The 16200-nt window shown below is 48.9% G+C and carries 15 protein-coding genes and 1 pseudogene; 6 read left to right on the top strand and 10 right to left on the bottom strand.

Going from position 1 to position 16200, the window contains the following annotated elements:
• Positions 1-275, top strand: a 275-nt coding sequence (locus H579_RS0109795) for an IS110 family transposase (RefSeq protein WP_028300529.1), incomplete at its 5' end; no start/stop codon positions are given.
• Positions 276-521: 246 nt separating this feature from the next.
• On the opposite strand, the gene H579_RS0109790 is transcribed toward H579_RS0109795, so the two are convergent.
• The 6 genes from H579_RS0109790 to hpaH form a co-directional block, all read right to left on the bottom strand.
• Positions 522-917, bottom strand: a complete 396-nt coding sequence (locus tag H579_RS0109790) for a 5-carboxymethyl-2-hydroxymuconate Delta-isomerase (RefSeq protein ID WP_028300528.1) — start codon at positions 915-917, stop codon at positions 522-524.
• Positions 918-1151: 234 nt separating this feature from the next.
• Positions 1152-2672: a 5-carboxymethyl-2-hydroxymuconate semialdehyde dehydrogenase gene (gene hpaE, locus H579_RS0109785; RefSeq protein ID WP_028300527.1), complete on the bottom strand. Its 1521-nt coding sequence runs from the start codon at positions 2670-2672 to the stop codon at positions 1152-1154.
• Positions 2673-2697: 25 nt separating this feature from the next.
• Entirely contained in the window at positions 2698-3486 is a 789-nt protein-coding gene (locus H579_RS0109780) for a fumarylacetoacetate hydrolase family protein (protein WP_028300526.1), read from the bottom strand.
• 3 nt (positions 3487-3489) lie between these two features.
• Complete coding sequence (locus H579_RS0109775) at positions 3490-4134, bottom strand: fumarylacetoacetate hydrolase family protein (protein ID WP_028300525.1); 645 nt, start codon at positions 4132-4134, stop codon at positions 3490-3492.
• A gap of 264 nt (positions 4135-4398) precedes the next feature.
• Positions 4399-5202 carry a 4-hydroxy-2-oxoheptanedioate aldolase gene (gene hpaI / locus H579_RS0109770; protein WP_028300524.1) on the bottom strand — a complete coding sequence of 268 codons (804 nt, stop codon included), beginning with the start codon at positions 5200-5202 and terminating at the stop codon, positions 4399-4401.
• 42 nt (positions 5203-5244) lie between these two features.
• Complete coding sequence (gene hpaH / locus H579_RS0109765) at positions 5245-6048, bottom strand: 2-oxo-hept-4-ene-1,7-dioate hydratase (protein ID WP_028300523.1); 804 nt, start codon at positions 6046-6048, stop codon at positions 5245-5247.
• A gap of 421 nt (positions 6049-6469) precedes the next feature.
• Here hpaH and H579_RS0109760 point away from each other — a divergent pair, with 421 nt between their 5' ends.
• From H579_RS0109760 to H579_RS0109745, 4 genes are all read left to right on the top strand, one after another.
• A complete protein-coding gene (locus tag H579_RS0109760) occupies positions 6470-7483 on the top strand; it encodes a ribonuclease Z (protein ID WP_028300522.1) in 1014 nt (337 codons plus the stop codon).
• Positions 7484-8238: 755 nt separating this feature from the next.
• Complete coding sequence (gene dctP / locus H579_RS0109755) at positions 8239-9252, top strand: TRAP transporter substrate-binding protein DctP (RefSeq protein WP_028300521.1); 1014 nt, start codon at positions 8239-8241, stop codon at positions 9250-9252.
• A complete protein-coding gene (locus H579_RS0109750) occupies positions 9252-9767 on the top strand; it encodes a TRAP transporter small permease subunit (RefSeq protein ID WP_028300520.1) in 516 nt (171 codons plus the stop codon). The genes dctP and H579_RS0109750 overlap by 1 nt, the downstream gene beginning before the upstream one ends.
• A gap of 130 nt (positions 9768-9897) precedes the next feature.
• Complete coding sequence (locus H579_RS0109745) at positions 9898-11220, top strand: TRAP transporter large permease (protein WP_028300519.1); 1323 nt, start codon at positions 9898-9900, stop codon at positions 11218-11220.
• Positions 11221-11377: 157 nt separating this feature from the next.
• Here the strand turns inward: H579_RS0109745 and H579_RS0109735 are convergent, their stop codons facing one another.
• Positions 11378-11968 carry a helix-turn-helix domain-containing protein gene (locus H579_RS0109735; RefSeq protein WP_028300518.1) on the bottom strand — a complete coding sequence of 197 codons (591 nt, stop codon included), beginning with the start codon at positions 11966-11968 and terminating at the stop codon, positions 11378-11380.
• 330 nt (positions 11969-12298) lie between these two features.
• On the opposite strand from H579_RS0109735, the gene H579_RS0109725 reads away from it, so the two are divergent.
• Positions 12299-14428, top strand: a complete 2130-nt coding sequence (locus tag H579_RS0109725) for a 3-hydroxybutyrate oligomer hydrolase family protein (protein ID WP_157834591.1) — start codon at positions 12299-12301, stop codon at positions 14426-14428.
• Positions 14429-14605: 177 nt separating this feature from the next.
• Here the strand turns inward: H579_RS0109725 and H579_RS29420 are convergent, their stop codons facing one another.
• From H579_RS29420 to H579_RS25110, 3 genes and pseudogenes are all read right to left on the bottom strand, one after another.
• Positions 14606-14953 carry a helix-turn-helix domain-containing protein gene (locus H579_RS29420; protein ID WP_211224698.1) on the bottom strand — a complete coding sequence of 116 codons (348 nt, stop codon included), beginning with the start codon at positions 14951-14953 and terminating at the stop codon, positions 14606-14608.
• Positions 14954-15070: pseudogene (locus H579_RS30200) on the bottom strand (AAA-type ATPase lid domain-containing protein); the annotation flags it as partial.
• 34 nt (positions 15071-15104) lie between these two features.
• Entirely contained in the window at positions 15105-16106 is a 1002-nt protein-coding gene (locus tag H579_RS25110) for a sigma-54 interaction domain-containing protein (RefSeq protein ID WP_211224697.1), read from the bottom strand.
• Between the last annotated feature and the right edge of the window lie 94 nt (positions 16107-16200).

Below are 16200 nucleotides of genomic sequence, written 5' to 3'. Positions count from 1 at the left end.
CCTATTTGGGTTTAGTGCCTCGTATCCAGCAATCAGGGCAATGGAAAGGAAGAAGCCGTTTAAGTAAGCAGGGGCCAGCCAAAATAAGAGCAAAGCTCTATATGGCAGCAGTCAGTTGTTTACAACATAACCCAGATATTCGACATCAATTTAAGCGTTTAGTAGAGAAGGGTAAAAGTAAAATGCAGGCCCTGTGCGCAGGTATGCGCAAGCTTGTTCAAATTTGTTTTGGTGTTGTAAAGCATCAAAGCGAATATCACCCTCAATCAGCCTAAAAGAGCTGTTGAAGGTGATTTGGAGAGATGGTATCTACAACAACTTATCTGGATCGGTATTATTTAGCAGGTGTAGATAAACCAGTGGGACAACCGGTTTATCCACGTATTTGAAGTGCTGGTTTTTGGACTCAGTACGTATCCAGTCATCAGATCACTTCAAGTTGCTCAGACTACATCCATCTTTTGTAGCCTTGTCATCTTTTAGCTATTCACCAGCAGCCTTAACTCTCTTTCTTAGCCGCTTTAGCCTTCTTTCTTGGCGGCTAACTTCTGGTGGATATTGTTCTGACGGTAGTTCAGCACAGGGTGCAGTTCGGTCATCTCAAAGCCGATGCTCATATAACGGCGGTCAAATACCGGCTGCAGTTGCGCGGTAAAGGTTTCGAACACCTTATCTGCGGCGGCTTTCAGCACCTCAGGCTCACGACCGGAACCCACTTTGGCAGTCAGATGGATAAAAGTATTATCTGGGTCACCTTCACCAATGCGATAGTGTTCGCAACGAATCGCGCGGGTACGGATACCGCCAATTGGGAACACACCGGTACCAATAGCGGTTTCATTCAGCGCTTCAAACAGGGCTGGGATATCCAGATCGTCATCCAGATTTGCGGAATATTCCATAATAAAATGAGGCATGAGATCTCCTGAAACAAAAAGGCCACAGGGCCCGTCTCTTATCAAAACGGGGGACTGTGGCGAAAGAGCACAACAATCAATACGATCAATCCCGATACGCTTCTTAGCATCAGAGTAGGTTGGATAAGCGAAGCGCCATCCGACACTGACTCAGATACTCAGCGTTTGCCGGAAGGCACCTACGGCTTTTCCGACCTACAACAACGTATCAGGACCGTTATAAATCCGGCTCGCTTAGCGACCCAGTACAGGTACACGGTGAGTATCGTGAGCGATACACACGTTTTTGGTTTCCATGTAGAAATCAAAACTCCAGTCACCGCCATCACGACCGATACCAGACATCTTCATGCCGCCGAACGGAGAAGGCAGGTTACGGTTGTTTTCAGAGTTCACCCACAGCATACCGGCTTCAACTTTGTCTGCCATACGCATGGCACGACCAGTGTTAGAGGTCCAGATATAACCCGCCAGACCGTAAATGGTGTCGTTAGCCAGCTGTACCGCTTCTTCTTCAGTGTCGAATTCGATAGCCGTCAGCACAGGGCCAAAGATCTCTTCCTGGGCAATACGCATGCTGTTTTTCGCTTCAACAAACAGCGTTGGCGTCACATAGTTACCTGGGCCCATTTCATCACGCAGAGACTTACCGCCCACCGCGATAGTTGCACCGTCTGTCTTAGCAATCTCAAAGTAGCTGGTGACTTTATCGTAGTGACCGGTGTGAACCAGAGGGCCTACTTCAGTGTTAGGGTCCAGAGAGTGACCCACTTTCAGGTTGGCTACACGCTCTTTCAGCGCCGCCAGGAACTTGTCTTTGATACCGCTTTGGATCAGCAGACGGCTGGAGCTGGTGCAACGCTGACCATTCAGGCTGTAGATCATAAATACAACCGCATCCAGTGCACGGTCGAAGTCAGCATCGTCAAATACGATTACAGGGTTCTTACCACCCAGTTCCAGGTGCAGACGCTTCAGTGTATCAGCCGTCTGTGCCTGAATCTTTTTACCTGTTGCAGAATCGCCCACCAGAGCAACCGCTTTAATCGCAGGGTGTTGAGTCAGAGTCTTACCGGCAACAGCACCAAAACCGTTAATGGTGTTCCAAACACCTTTTGGCAGACCTGCTGCTTCTGCACACTCGGCCAGAATCGCACCGGTCAGAGGGCTCAGTTCAGCAGGCTTGTGTACTACAGTACAACCTGCTGCCAGTGCTGGAGCGATCTTCCAGGTCGACAGCATGAAAGGTGTGTTCCATGGCGTGATGACCGCCACAGGGCCGATTGGATTACGCACAGTGAAGTTAGTGTGCTGATCTTGGTGCAGAGACAGACCGTTACGGGCTTCAGGTGCCTGATCCGCGAAGAAACGGAAGTTAGCCGCACCACGTACCGCTGCCTGACGCATAAAACGCAGAGGCTGACCACAGTCCATAGACTCAACCAGCGCGATCTCTTCAGCGCGTTTTTCCAGCTCATCGCCCAGACGGTGCAGAATCTTTTTACGCTCAGCACCTGGAGTGGCTGCCCATGCTGCCGCTGCTGCCGCTGCCGCTTCACAGGCTGCGTTGACGTCTTCTTCAGTAGCTGCAACCACTTTACCCAGGTAGCTCTGGTCAGTAGGCGTCGTGTTATCAAACGTCTCTGTACCCGTACCCAGAGTCCACTCACCATTGATGTAGTGACCCAGAGTGTTTTCTTTAAAGCGGGCCAGATAACCCTCGGCTTTAGCGATATTTTCGTTCAGTTCACTCATTTCGAAGTCTCCAAGGATTATCTGATTAGTATTTGTCGCCGTAGAACTCTTGCTCAGACACGATGTACGTGGTCAGAGCACCGACTTTTTCAATTTCACACACAACGGTGTCGCCAGGCTGCATATCTTTCAGACCTTTTGGCGTACCGGTAGCGATCATATCGCCTGGCTTCAGGGTCATGATCTTGCTCAGGTACTCCACCAGGAAAGGTACGTCGAAGATGATGTCTTTCGTGGTGCCTTCCTGAGTCAGCTCACCATTGACGTGCGTGGTCAGACGCAGATCAGAGATATCCCCTACGTCTTCTTTGTCGATCAGCCAAGGGCCGATAGGACACAGGGAGTCACGGCTCTTCACACGCAGGTTTGGACGGTAGTAGTTTTCCAGGTGGTCACGGATCGCGAAGTCGTTACATACGGTGTAACCGGCGATGTAATCCATGGCATCTTCACGGGAGATGTTCTTACCTTCTTTACCGATTACCGCTACCAGCTCACACTCGTAGTGTTGGAATTCGATATTGTCCGGACGGTAAGCGTTCTGCTTGTGACCAGTCAGGGTGTTAGCACCCTTCAAGAATACCAGTGGCTCTTTTGGTGGCTCAAACGCCAGTTCAGCAGCGTGATCCGCGTAGTTCAGGCCCAGCGCAAAGATGGTGCCTGGATTTTTGATGGGCGATAACCAGGTCACTTCGCTTTCGCTGATAACCGTACCTTCAGCCGTTACCAGATCGCCTTGATCGTTAACAGTTACATCCAGCTCAACGTCGTTATGTTGCCCTTCACCTTTATATAAAACTCGTGCGTGTTTCATTGATTATGCCTCCACCTGGTTAGTCAGTTCAGTTACACCGGCGATAGAAGAAGTCACCTTGTCGCCTTGTTTTACTGGGTGACGGTCACCAGGGAAGCCCACAGCAATCGCATCGCCAGGTTGCAGCGTCATAATGTTAGAGATAATGCTGATCAGCTCAGCCACGCCACGGTGCAGTTGGCTCACAGGCAGTTCAGAAACCGTTTCACCATTCACCTGAGTTACCACGGTCAGCGCTTGTGGATCAGCCACATCGCTGGCAGGTACAACCACAGCACCAACAGGTGCCGAACCATCCTGGCACTTACCTTTGATGTCTGGACGGTAGTAGCTTTTCTCTGGCAGAGAGAAATCATGAGTCAGGGTATAACCCTCAACGTAGCTCAGTGCTTCTTCTGCACTGGTACGACAACACTCTTTACCGAATACCACGGTCAGGCTCGCACCCACGACCAGGCCTTCTTCGTGCCAGGCGATGGTGGCACCGTCGGTGTTCCAGGTGTTGTGCGGCTTGAAGTACAGTACCGGCTGAGTCGGTGCTGCTTTGTAGGGTGCTTCGTTAAAGGTTGCATCCAGTTTGTCTAGCTGTTGCTGGTCGTTCAGTGCAACGCACACCAGCTTCCCTGTTACGATAGGGTTAGTACTCATTTGCTCTATCCTATAGTTTTCTAATCTGATGCCCGGTGTTCACCTGTTTAGGTAAACACCGGGGCTTAAAATCGAATATCAGGCTAAGCTTTTAACGCTTGATAACATCGCTTTTAACGCTTGATTTCATTTTGACTCGATATGTAGGTCGGAAAAGCCGTAAGGCGCCTTCCGACAATTCTGGCGTTTAGCGTCGGATGGCGCTTTGCTTATCCGACCTACTCTAATTACCCGCTTCCTACATAATGCTTATCAAGATGTGTATCAGTAACCGCTGGAGCCTGAAGACTCTAACTCTTCTCCAGACTTGAATTTTTCCGCCAGCTGCTTAGCGCCATTACTTAGAATCAGCGTATCCACACCAACACCAACAAAACGGGCACCCACTTCAACGTAGTGCTGGGCTTTGGCAGGGTTGATACACAGCAGACCCGCCGCTTTACCAGCGGCAGTAATGGTGCGAATACCGTTTTCAATGGCTGCAACCACTTCCGGGTGGTCCGGGTTACCGATATGGCCCATCGACGCAGACAGATCGGAAGGACCAATAAACACCGCATCGACACCATCAACCGCAGCGATTTCCGCCAGGTTTTCGATCGCCGTTGTGGTTTCCGCTTGTACGATCAGGCAGATCTCATCGTTTGCGTTTTGCAGATAGCCCGGAATACGGTTCCAGTTTGCGGCACGCGCCAGGGAGCTACCCAGACCACGAATACCCTGTGGTGGGTAACGGACTGCTTGTACCAGCTCACGGGCTTGTTCCGCAGTATCGACCATAGGGACCAGTACGGTTTGTGCACCGATATCCAGAATCTGCTTCAGCAGTGCAGTGCGACCTTCCACCGGGCGAACGATAGGCGACACATCGTAAGGTGCCATCGCTTGCAGGTGAGTGGTCATGGCGTTCAGATCAAACGGCGCGTGTTCACCGTCGATCAGCGCCCAATCAAAACCAGCACCGGCGCAGATCTCTGCGCAAGTACCGCCAGGCAGCCCAAGCCACAAACCCCATTGGGTTTTGCCTTCTTTTAGCCCCTGTTTGAATCTGTTTTTTGGCAGTTCCATCGTTGTGTGCTCTTTCTTTGCTTTCTCTGAATGGGCTTTAGTTTAGACAAAACGTGCCGTTACGCTGCCCAGAGGACCAAAGTCCGCATGAACTGTATCACCAGCTTTTACCGGCACAGGACGGGTGAACGAACCGGACAGAATAAATTGACCTGGCTCCAGGCCAACGCCATGAGGAGCAAAACGCTTACATACCCAGGTGATACCGTTTGCAGGGTTACCCAGAACACCTGCCGCCACACCGGTCTCTTCGATCTGACCATTCAGATACAACAGACCAGCAGACCAGCGCAGATCAATCTCTGTTGGCTTAACCGGACGACCACCGAAGATCACACCCGCATTAGCCGCGTTATCAGAGATGGTGTCGAACACCTTACGGGTGTAACCCGTTTCAGGATCGGTACGCAGACAACGTGCGTCGATCAGCTCCATGGCTGGAATCACGTAATCCGTCGCGTTCAGTACATCGAAGATGGTGACATTTTCACCGGACAGCGGCTTGTTCAGCACAAAGCCCAGTTCCACTTCGATACGAGGGTCTAGGAAATCAGAGGCTTTAATCTCTGCGCCATCATCAAAGAACATAGACTCCAGCAGCACACCGTAATCAGGGGTGTCGATTTGGGAAGCCATCTGCATCGCGCGGGACGTCAGACCAATCTTATAACCACGCACACTGTCACCTTCAGCGATCTTTCGATCGACCCAACTCTTCTGGATCGCATAAGCGTCATCCATATCCATATCCGGGTAATCCAGCGTCAGCGCCGGAATCTGTTTGCGTTCCTTTTCTGCCTGATACAGGCGATCCGCAGCTTGTTTGATTTGATCTTGAGTCAGCATACTGTGTCCCACTTGTTATAAATTGCGTCTTGGATAGAGAGGTGTCTGTTAAATGACGAAATACCAATACTGATCCCTATCAGGTTGGCTCTATTAGATAATATATTAATTAATATGTTAAGTATTATCTGCGATTTTTTTTGCTCTTTTGGCAATCGAATTGTAATCAGGCGGTAAACTCAGAGGGAGCAAGCGGGTCTGATCTCGGGTTTACGGGTTCAGTTACATCGATGACAAAAACTGATGTTGGTAATAGGAGTCGGTTCTTGTATAGGTCGGGCTATGACCGGAAGCTGACAAATGGTGATAATAGGGGATAGAAATCTATATCAGGTCAATCAGATCTGCGGTCTCCGAGACATCGAATAAGGTCCGGTTAAATCTTTGGTGCGTTTAGTTGTAGCAATAAGATGGAAATATTTTGGAAATCAAATTTTTAGGTACCGCCTCTGGTGCCCCAAGTCGTCAGCGTAATGTCTCTGCTACCGCTATCATGCCTGATCAGGGCAAGCACTGGGTGTTGGTGGATTGTGGGGAGGCAACTCAACACCAGTTGTTGCGTACCACTTTATCCCCACAAAAAGTGAGTGCGGTTTTAATCACTCATATTCATGGTGATCACTGCTACGGCTTACCTGGCTTGTTAGCCTCTTGCCAGCTTAATGGTCGAAAAGATCCTTTGGTGTTGGTGGGGCCTAACGGCGTTTGGGAGTATTTGCAGTCTGTAATGCGCTTTACTGAGTTACAGATTAACTATCCGCTGGAGTTTATCCCGGTTTCTGAGGACCTTTGCATAGAGCTGGCCGGAATGCGGATTACGGCACATACATTAAGCCACCGGGTTCCCAGCTGGGCTTATCGTATGGAAGAGATTGATATTCCCCGCCGCTTGGATGTAGCAAAACTGCAGGCTGAAGGTATTCCTTCAGGTCCTCACTATGCTCAGCTACAGCAGGGGCTGAATGTTGATTATCCGGTGGGTGTAGACAGGATTGATGAGCCCGGTTTGAAACAAGTCGCACGCCGCCTGCTGAAGTCGGATGAATATGCTTATCCATCCTGGCAGGCAAGAGTCATCGTTATAGGTGGTGATAATGATAGCCCTGAGCTGCTTACTGGAGCTTGCCGGGATGCAAACCTACTGATTCATGAGGCCACCTACACTCAGGATATGCTGGAGCATGTGGGCCCTGAACCTCAGCATAGCAGTGCTGAATTAGTGGCTCGCTTTGCACAGCGGCAAGGACTGAATAACCTGATTTTGACTCATTTTAGCCCTCGCTATTTGGCCAATCCCACTAAGAAGCGTGACAGAGGTATTGCCGAGATAGAACAGGAAGCCCGAGCGCATTATCAAGGCACGCTGTTTTTGGCGAACGACTTTGATCAGTATTGTTTAGATCGGAGCGGGAGGCTATTCCTGGTTGGTGTCTGAAAGCTGGTGCTAATTTGGTGTTGTTGATGTGCAATGGATCTGTTTCTTATCTCGAAATAGCGTCAGTGTAAGTCCGGAATGGGGCAAACTGGACAGGCGCTTATCCACCTGTGTATTAAAAAGAATAAGTTGTTTATAAAAATCAATGTGATAGATGTCCTGAAGCCTTGCTCCAGACAGTCTGGGCTGCTCCGTTGTATTGTGTGTTTCTGTCTCATTCTCCTGTTTTGAAAAAAATCAAATAGTGAATTTCTCTGAAAAAGACAAAATTATAACCGTCATGTCTATTTTTATTGGGCAATAAAATATCTTTTCCTTTATTTTGGGTTAGATATAGTCAATTAGGCTAAATAGAGTGTTCTACTATTATTGAACACTGATATGACAAACTTGTGCCATAAATAGACCGTTTTTTCTGATTATTTCAGCTACGCTTTTTAAACGCATTGGTGAAAAGAGTACGGTTGTAAATGAGATAAAAATCGATGTAATTACCTGTTTACATATGTAAATGTGAAATTGTTGAAGATATTTTCACATATATGTTTTTTTCAGGATGGAGAAGAAAAAAATTGCCTATTTGCACCAGGTTTTTCTTGTAAGAGTGTAAAATTATACCAATTGTTCTAACCAGATATTAAGATCAACATCAGTTAGTACAAGTGATTGCGACGGCTTTTTTATGTCTGGAAAAGCCTTCACAAACAAGCGTGAATCAATAATGATAAACAACGCAGCCTAAGGAAAATAACAACATGAAAAGACGTGATCTATTGAAAACGGCCGCTGCAGGTCTGGTGGCCGCCCCTATGGCAATGAGCATCGCCTCGCAAGCTCAAGCTGCAACTTCTTTAAGAATGCAAACTTATTGGGGTAAGGAAGCCAACGATATCTTTAAAGAGTTCACTGATGATGTTAAGAGTGCTTCTAATAAGGCACTTAAAGTGCGTCGTTACACCGGTGGTTCTCTGGTACCTGATGCCGAGATGTTTAAAGCAGTAGGCTCTGGTACGATCGATATGTGTCAGGGTTACGCAGGTTACTGGCCGGGTCAGCTGGATATCGCGTCTATTGAAGCAGGTCTGCCTGCAGCATGGACCAACTATGATGAAGCCATGTACATCATGGAAAGCAAAGGTCTGATCGATTTGATCCGTGAAGCCTATGCTGAGCAAAACGTTCACTACTTAGGCCCTATCATGGGCGGTCCTTTCGATCTTCTGACTAAAAAGCCAGTAAACAGTCTGGATGATCTGAAGAAGATGAAGATCCGTGCGACACCAAGTATCGCTAAGATCCTGGATCAGTTTGGTATCCCAACGGTATTCCTGCCGGGTTCTGAGCTATACGTTGGCCTGAGCACTGGCGCTATCGACGGTGTGATCTATGCCGGTACTAACGAATACCTGTCGATGAAACTGTACGAAACTGCTAAGTACTACACCTCTCTGAACATGGTAAGCCCGGGTTATACCGATCAAATGCTGATCAACATGGACAAGTGGAAGTCTCTGTCTGATAGTCACCGCACCATCATCGAAACCTCTTTCGCTAAACACGCGGCTAAGATGCACAACTGGATGGTTAGCGGTTCTATTGATGCTTCTACCACCGGTAAGTTCGAAATGGGTTCTCTAAATGCTGAAGATTCTGCCCGTCTGCGCAACGCTGCGAAAGTGATCTGGGAAGAAGAAGCGGCACGTTCTGATCGTAACCGTAAAGCAATCGACATTCTGACCGAAGCGGCTAAAGCCACTGGGAGAGCATAATGTCCGGGATATCTCGCCTCCTGAACTATCAGGACGAGATATCCGAGTTCATCGGCAAGGCCAGCTCCTGGATGTGCCTTGCCATGATTGGCGTCTTGTTGTACGAGATCGCCGCCCGGTATCTCTTCCTTAGCCCAACATCCTGGGCACACGAATCAACTACTATGCTGTACGGCACCTTTTGTATGTTTGCGGGTATTTACACTCATAAGCATCATGGTCATGTCCGTAGTGAAGTGGTTTATCACCTGTTCGATAAACGCGGTCGGGCTATTCTCGACGTGATTACGGGCTGTGTGGTGCTTATTATGTTTGGCGTATTTTTTGTGGCTGCCTGCGAGTTTGCCTACGACTCCTGGCAAAGCGGAGAACTGTCCTCAAAAAGTACCTGGGCTCCACCTATTTACCCTTTTAAAACCATGCTACCCATCGGTGTGGGTCTGATCTGGTTACAGGGGTTAGTACATCTCATCAGGGATATACAAGTCGCACTTAATTATCGTCCAGACAAGTAAGCGTCTATTACTGGGCTGAAAATAATTAAGTTCGATTAGCAAGGAACGCGCTGCATGCCTTATCTGCAACTGTGCCGATAGTCTGAGATGGCTGACATTGATACAACTTTTAAATTAACAGGGGATTCAGGTGACTGAACTTGACCCATTAATCATTACCATTGGCATGTTCGGGACGATGTTCCTGATGCTGATGATGGGGGCTCCCCTGGCCTGGTCATTACTGACCGTCGGGCTGGGATTTGCTTACACACTATGGGGGCCAGGAGCTATTGAACTCCTGACACTCAGTTCATTTGCTGCCCTGGACAACTTCCTCCTGGTAGCTCTGCCCATGTTTATTTTCATGGGGCTGATGCTGGAACGCTCCGGTATTACCGACGATCTTTTTGAGATGATGAGCAAACTGATGGGGCAAACCCCCGGCGGTCTGGGAGTTGGTACTGTTATTGTCTGTGCATTGATCGCGGCGATGGCGGGAGTGTCCGGTGCGGCAACCGTGAGCCTGGGTGTTATCGCCCTGCCTGCGATGCTAAAGCGGGGGTACGACAAAAAGCTTGCCACAGGCACCATTATGGCCGGTGGTGCTCTGGGCTTTTTGATTCCGCCTAGCCTGCTGATGATTCTTTATGCCTTCCTGGCGAAAGAGTCTGTAGGTAAGTTGTTTGCTGCAGGTGTTATACCGGGGCTGATGCTGGCGGGTATCTACATTCTGTATATCCTGATTCGCAGTCGCATTACGCCATCCCTTGCACCCGCTCTGTCAGAAGAGCATCAGGTGGACTGGCGCGGCAAAGTAGCATCACTGAAAGCCCTGATTTTACCGGGGGCTCTGATTGCGACGGTTCTGTTCTGTATCATTACAGGCATTACTGCACCTTCAGAAGCTTCAGCGATTGGTGCGGCGGGTTCTATTCTCTGTGCGGCGATCTACCGTACGCTGAACCTGAAGATGATGAAGGAAGTGCTAATCTCCACCACAAAGTTGATGGGGATGCTGATCTGGATCACTATCGCAGCGATCTTCTTCAGTAAGGTCTATATTGGCCTGGATGCCGGTTTTATTCTGCAAGAGCTGGTCGAAGATAACGATGTCGCACCCATCTATGTGATCATGATTATGCTGGCATGTTACTTCGTGCTGGGCATGTTCTTGGATGACTTCGCCATTGTCTTTATCACTGCACCTTTGTTTGTGCCGATTGTGGAATCTCTGGGTTTTGACACCATCTGGTTTGCGATTCTGTTTATCGTAAGTATGCAGTCAGCCTATCTGACACCGCCCTTTGGGTACAATCTCTTCTATATGAGGTCGGTGGCCCCTCCGGAAGTCACCATTTACGATCTGTATAAAGCGGCCGTGCCTTTTATTCTGCTACAGATTCTGGGCCTGGCTTTGCTATTGATGTTTCCGGGAATCGCACTTTGGTTACCAGAGGTGCTATACGGGTAAGATGCTATACCGTTAAAAAGCAATATAAGAAAGGGGTGGCTCCGTTAAACGAGCTGCCCCTTTCTGTTTGGATTCTCTATCATGCCGCTCAATTTGAGATTGAAGTAGCTAAGGAAGGCTTTACCGCAGATGATTCCTTTGAGGGAAAGAGCTGTGATTAATAACCGCCGGTGATATTCCAGATTACAATCGCCTTTTCCTCGTCCGAAGGGTTGCGTACCCGGTATTGATCATTCGCTTCCAGTGTAAAACTGTCACCTTCATGCAGAATAAAGCACTGGTCGTTGATACACAGTTCTATCATACCTGATTGTACCAGGCCGCCTTCTTCACCTTTTAGCTGGCGAGCTTCACTGCCCCTGGCTCCGGGTGCAAAGGTCGTGAGTATCATCTGGAGTTGGCCTGATAGGCGGGTGGATAGCAGCTCTTCACGTACACCCCCATCGGAAAAGCTTAAACTGCGTCGGGCTGATTTTCGTACAATATGATTTAACTCTTCTGCAGGGGCTTCCCGGTCTGAGTGGAAAAACCAGCTGATCTGAATCCCTAATACATCGCAGATCGCTTGAAGAATTGGAATCGGTAGAGAAGATACCCCACGCTCAACCTGACTGACATAACCCACAGAGCGCTGAATACGCTCGGCCATCTCGGCCAGAGTCACACCTTTTGCTTTACGAATATCCCGAATCTGGCGACCAATGCGCAGATTCTCGCTATTTACTGCTTCATTTCTTTTTTTATTCATATTATTGGGCTACAGAACCCGCTCTTATCAATCTCATTTATCTGAATTTTAATGCAAGAATTTCATAAGTTCACTTTTGTTGGAAACAGTTATTTATGTGTATCGTTTTATAGGCCTTTCTCTCACTGTCTTAAATTCAGGATGGTGTCTGGTTTTTTAGACGGTCTTGTGTCTGGTTTTCTGGATATTGGTGAGTGGGATGATAATAAATCATTGCTTATCAGCAGGTTAGATATTTGGCATATATCTTGGATTAGTTGAGTTACGTTGGATTGGTTTGACCTTTGATCCATTATGAACAGCTTAGAAAAACAACAATACGAGGTTGATATGCAAAGGACTCTTCTTTTAACGGCTGCCAGCTCACTGGTGCTATCGGGTTGCTTAGGTTCCTCCGACAGCACAAAAGACACGACGGATTACAGTGTACTGCCCAGCTATCTTTCTGGTTCAGTTGATGTCATTCAGGTGGATGGCAGCAGTGATGACCTATTGACGGGGGCTGCACTGGCTAGTGATACAGGCACTGTAACGCCGGATGCAGTGGCTGTGGATGCAAGCCTTGAGCAGATCCGTCGCTATCAGCTGGGCAACAACTATAAAAGCATGATGGATCCGGTAACACCTGGAGGTTGGGGTGTACATTGGGGACCTTTGGTGACCGATGGGATTAGCTCTCATTCGGTAGAGGCGTTTACCGGTCTGGTGTCGGGTACGGAATATCAAGCCATAGTTGATGACGGCTCAGGCAAAACCAATGTCAAACTGGTGGTGCAGGTGCCAAGCAGTTTCTCTACAGATAAGCCTTGTATTATTGCTGGCCCATCGTCGGGTTCCCGTGGTGTTTATGGAGCGGCGGGCACGGCAGGTGATGCCGCATTAAAACGAGGTTGTGCCGTGGCCTATACCGATAAAGGTACAGGTGATGGCGTACACTTTATTGGCAGTCAGCAGGTGATTGATCTGGATGGTAAGGTGGTAGATGCAGCCAGTGCAGGCACAACTTCTGCGTTTACCGCTGAGTTTGCTGAAGGTTTTCAGGACTCTACCGATGCACGCACTGCCACAACCAAACACGCTCACTCCCAGCAAAACCCAGGCAAGGACTGGGGACTGAATACCCTGCAATCCATCGAGTTTGCTTTCTACGCCTTGCATCAGGCTTATCCTGATCAGGCCTTTAACCCTGATAATACCACGGTGATTGCAGCCAGCTGGTCTAACGGTGGTCGTTCTGTCTTAATGGCCGCAGAGCAGGATAGCCAAGGGCTGATCGATGGCGTGGTTGCGGTAGAGCCGAGTACGGCGATGAATCAGCATGATTTTACCATTACTCAGGGTGAGCGCAGTTGGGGGCCGGAATCAGTAGGCTGGAGCTTATACGATATGCACGCCTTTGGCGCAGTCTATCAACCCTGTGCTAACAACCTGGCTGCAAATGACAGTGCTGATTTGGTCAACTCAGCGAAATCTCCTGAGCGTTGTACCCGTCTGCAGCAATTAGGGCTGTTAACGTCGGATTCAGATGATCTGCAGGTATTGGCTCAGGAGGCACAGGATCTGATGAATACCACGGCGGGTTTCCTACCGGAGCAGAACCTGGGTATTCCAGCGTTTAGTAATATGTTTTCTGAAATAACCAATACCTATGGTAACTCCTACGGCCGCTATAGTATCTCTGATCAGCTGTGTGGTATCAGTTTCGCCAGCTATAACGGCGGTACCAAGCAGTTTGAAGTGCTGAGCGATGAAGATAAAGCGCTGCGTTTCCTGGGGCAGAATATGATCGCTGGTGGTAGCCGCTGGATTCAACCGGTCAATATGAATGCGGATGATCCTTATGGGGCTACGGCGTTTAACTCCACAGCGGATAAAAATCTGGATGCAGACCTGTGTTTCTTTGCGATGTCCCGCTATGGCAAGGCCAAGTTAACTGAGTTGGGCATTCTGGATACTTACAAGGACAACGGTGACTTTGACCGAGTTCAGGCCGGTATTCAGGAAGCGATTATGAGTGGTGATCTACAGGGTAAACCGGCCATTATTATGCATGGTCGTGCGGATCAGGTGGTTGCCCCGAACCATGGTGGTCGCGCCTACTACGCCCGTAATCGTCAGGTAGATGCCCGCGATGATGTAGTGTATTGGGAGATCGAAAATGGCCATCACCTGGAGATGTTTGCCTATCTGCTAGCACCCAACCTTGGCTTCTATGCCACGCCATCTAATATGCAGCACCGTTACGCCTATATTCATCCTTACTTTGAACAGGCACTGAATCAGATGTTTGCTTATCTGAGTGATGGTGATGCACTGTCTCCGAGTCAGGTGATTCGCACGACGTCGATGCAGGAAAGCGGTGAAGAGCAGATTACTAATGCCATGTTTGGTGAGGTACTGATCACACCGGGTAATGATGCTATCCGCTGGCTGGATAATACGCTGGCAATTCCTCATTAAGTCGACGGGCTGATTGCTTTACCGCTCTTTGTTGCTAGTTGCTCTTTGTTGTTAGCTTGCCGAACCCAGCTCTGCTTCCCTAAAAAACAGTGTTATTCCCGGCAGCCCCGATCAGTTCGCTCGTACTGGTCGGGGCTTTTCTTTTCCACGTGTTAAGTCTTCGCTGTACTCAGCTCTTTAGCATGTCTCTGAGTATTGAATCTCCAGTTTACGCATCTTTTCATACAGGCTGGCACGTGAGATACCCAATAGTTTAGCCGTTTTGACTTTATGGCCCTGGGTGTAAGCCAATGCGGCTTCAATGGCCTGGCGCTCTGTTTGGGCCATTTGTTGATGCAGAGGCTGTGGTGGAGCCTTGGTCTGCGGCTGTGCGTTTTTACTCAAGTGAGTGATCACTGGTGGTGCCATAGGTGAAGGCAATCCTGTAACTGGATTCTGTGTGGATGGTATCTGCGCCACTTGAACGGAGTTAATCAGCAGCGACTGAATCAGCTGGGCATCTATCTCGTTGTTTTCCTCTGCCATAATTACCGCTCGTTCCAGCAGATTTTGCAGTTCCCGTACATTGCCCGGCCAGGTGTGTTGAAATAGTAGGTTAATGGCATCCGGTGTCAGATATTTAACCGGCAGTTGCAGCCTGATGCAGAGTTCATCCAGCAGGCGCTCTGCAATCAGGTCAATGTCTGCCTGACGCTCCCTGAGAGGGGGGGGGGTGAATTGGCATGGCGTTCAGGCGGTAGTAAAGGTCTGCGCGAAACTCGCCGTTTTCTACCATTTTTGGCAGATTACGACTGGTGGCGGCAACGATACGAATATCAACTTTTCTTATCTTATTGGAGCCTAATGGCTCAAACTCCTTCTCCTGCAGGGCGCGTAGCAGTTTGCTTTGCAGCTCCAGTGGCATATCGCCAATTTCATCCAGAAACAGGGTGCCGCCATTGGCCAGCTCCAGCTTACCTTTACGCCCTTTGTTCGATGCACCGGTATAGGCGCCGGGAGCAACGCCAAAAAATTCCGCTTCAATCAGATTATCGGGAATTGCAGCGACATTGAGTGAAACAAAGGCCTGATGGGAGCGGCTGGAGAGTTCATGCAGGGCGTGGGCAAACAGCTCCTTGCCGGTACCGGTTTCTCCGGTCAGCAGTACTGAAATATCAAAACGGGCGGCTTGCCGGATCTGGTGTTTGACACTTTGCAGCTGTTCGCTGCGGCCTGTAATTTGAGATAAACGGTATTTATGTTGTCGAGCTTGATTGAGTTCCTGAGTGACATTATCTAATTGGCGCTGCAGCTGATTAAAGCGGCTGACCAGGGAGTGTGTGCCTTGAGGGTTTTCCAGTGCAACAAAACCAAATGACCCGATTACTTCACCCTGATCAGACTGGAGTGGAATGACACTGACCAGAATCCATTGCTGCTTCACTCGTAGCAGCTCCAATAGCACTGGCTCGCCACTATCTGCCACTCTGGGGAGAAAACTGTTGTGGATATAGCGGGTAATCGGTTCACCGACAGGGTTGTGCTCCAGACCTAAAAATTCTTGGTAACCCTGACTGATCCAGGTGATCCTGTGTTTCTGATCGATGGCGATGGTATTGCTATAAAATGTCGCGAATGAATCCGCTAGTGTTTTGAAGGCGGAATCCTTGAGTATAGCTGTCTCGTTAGGCTCAGTCATGATCTTCTTTATTTTTAGAGTTTACCGTCTAACTTATAATATATGCATGCAACTGACCAGGGGATATTGCCCAGGACTACTGTGTCTATAAACG

Source organism: Oceanospirillum beijerinckii DSM 7166, from assembly GCF_000422425.1.
Lineage (GTDB): Bacteria > Pseudomonadota > Gammaproteobacteria > Pseudomonadales > Halomonadaceae > Oceanospirillum > Oceanospirillum beijerinckii.
Note: the sequence above shows the minus strand (reverse complement) of the source record. Positions and strands in the feature narration are given on the sequence as shown.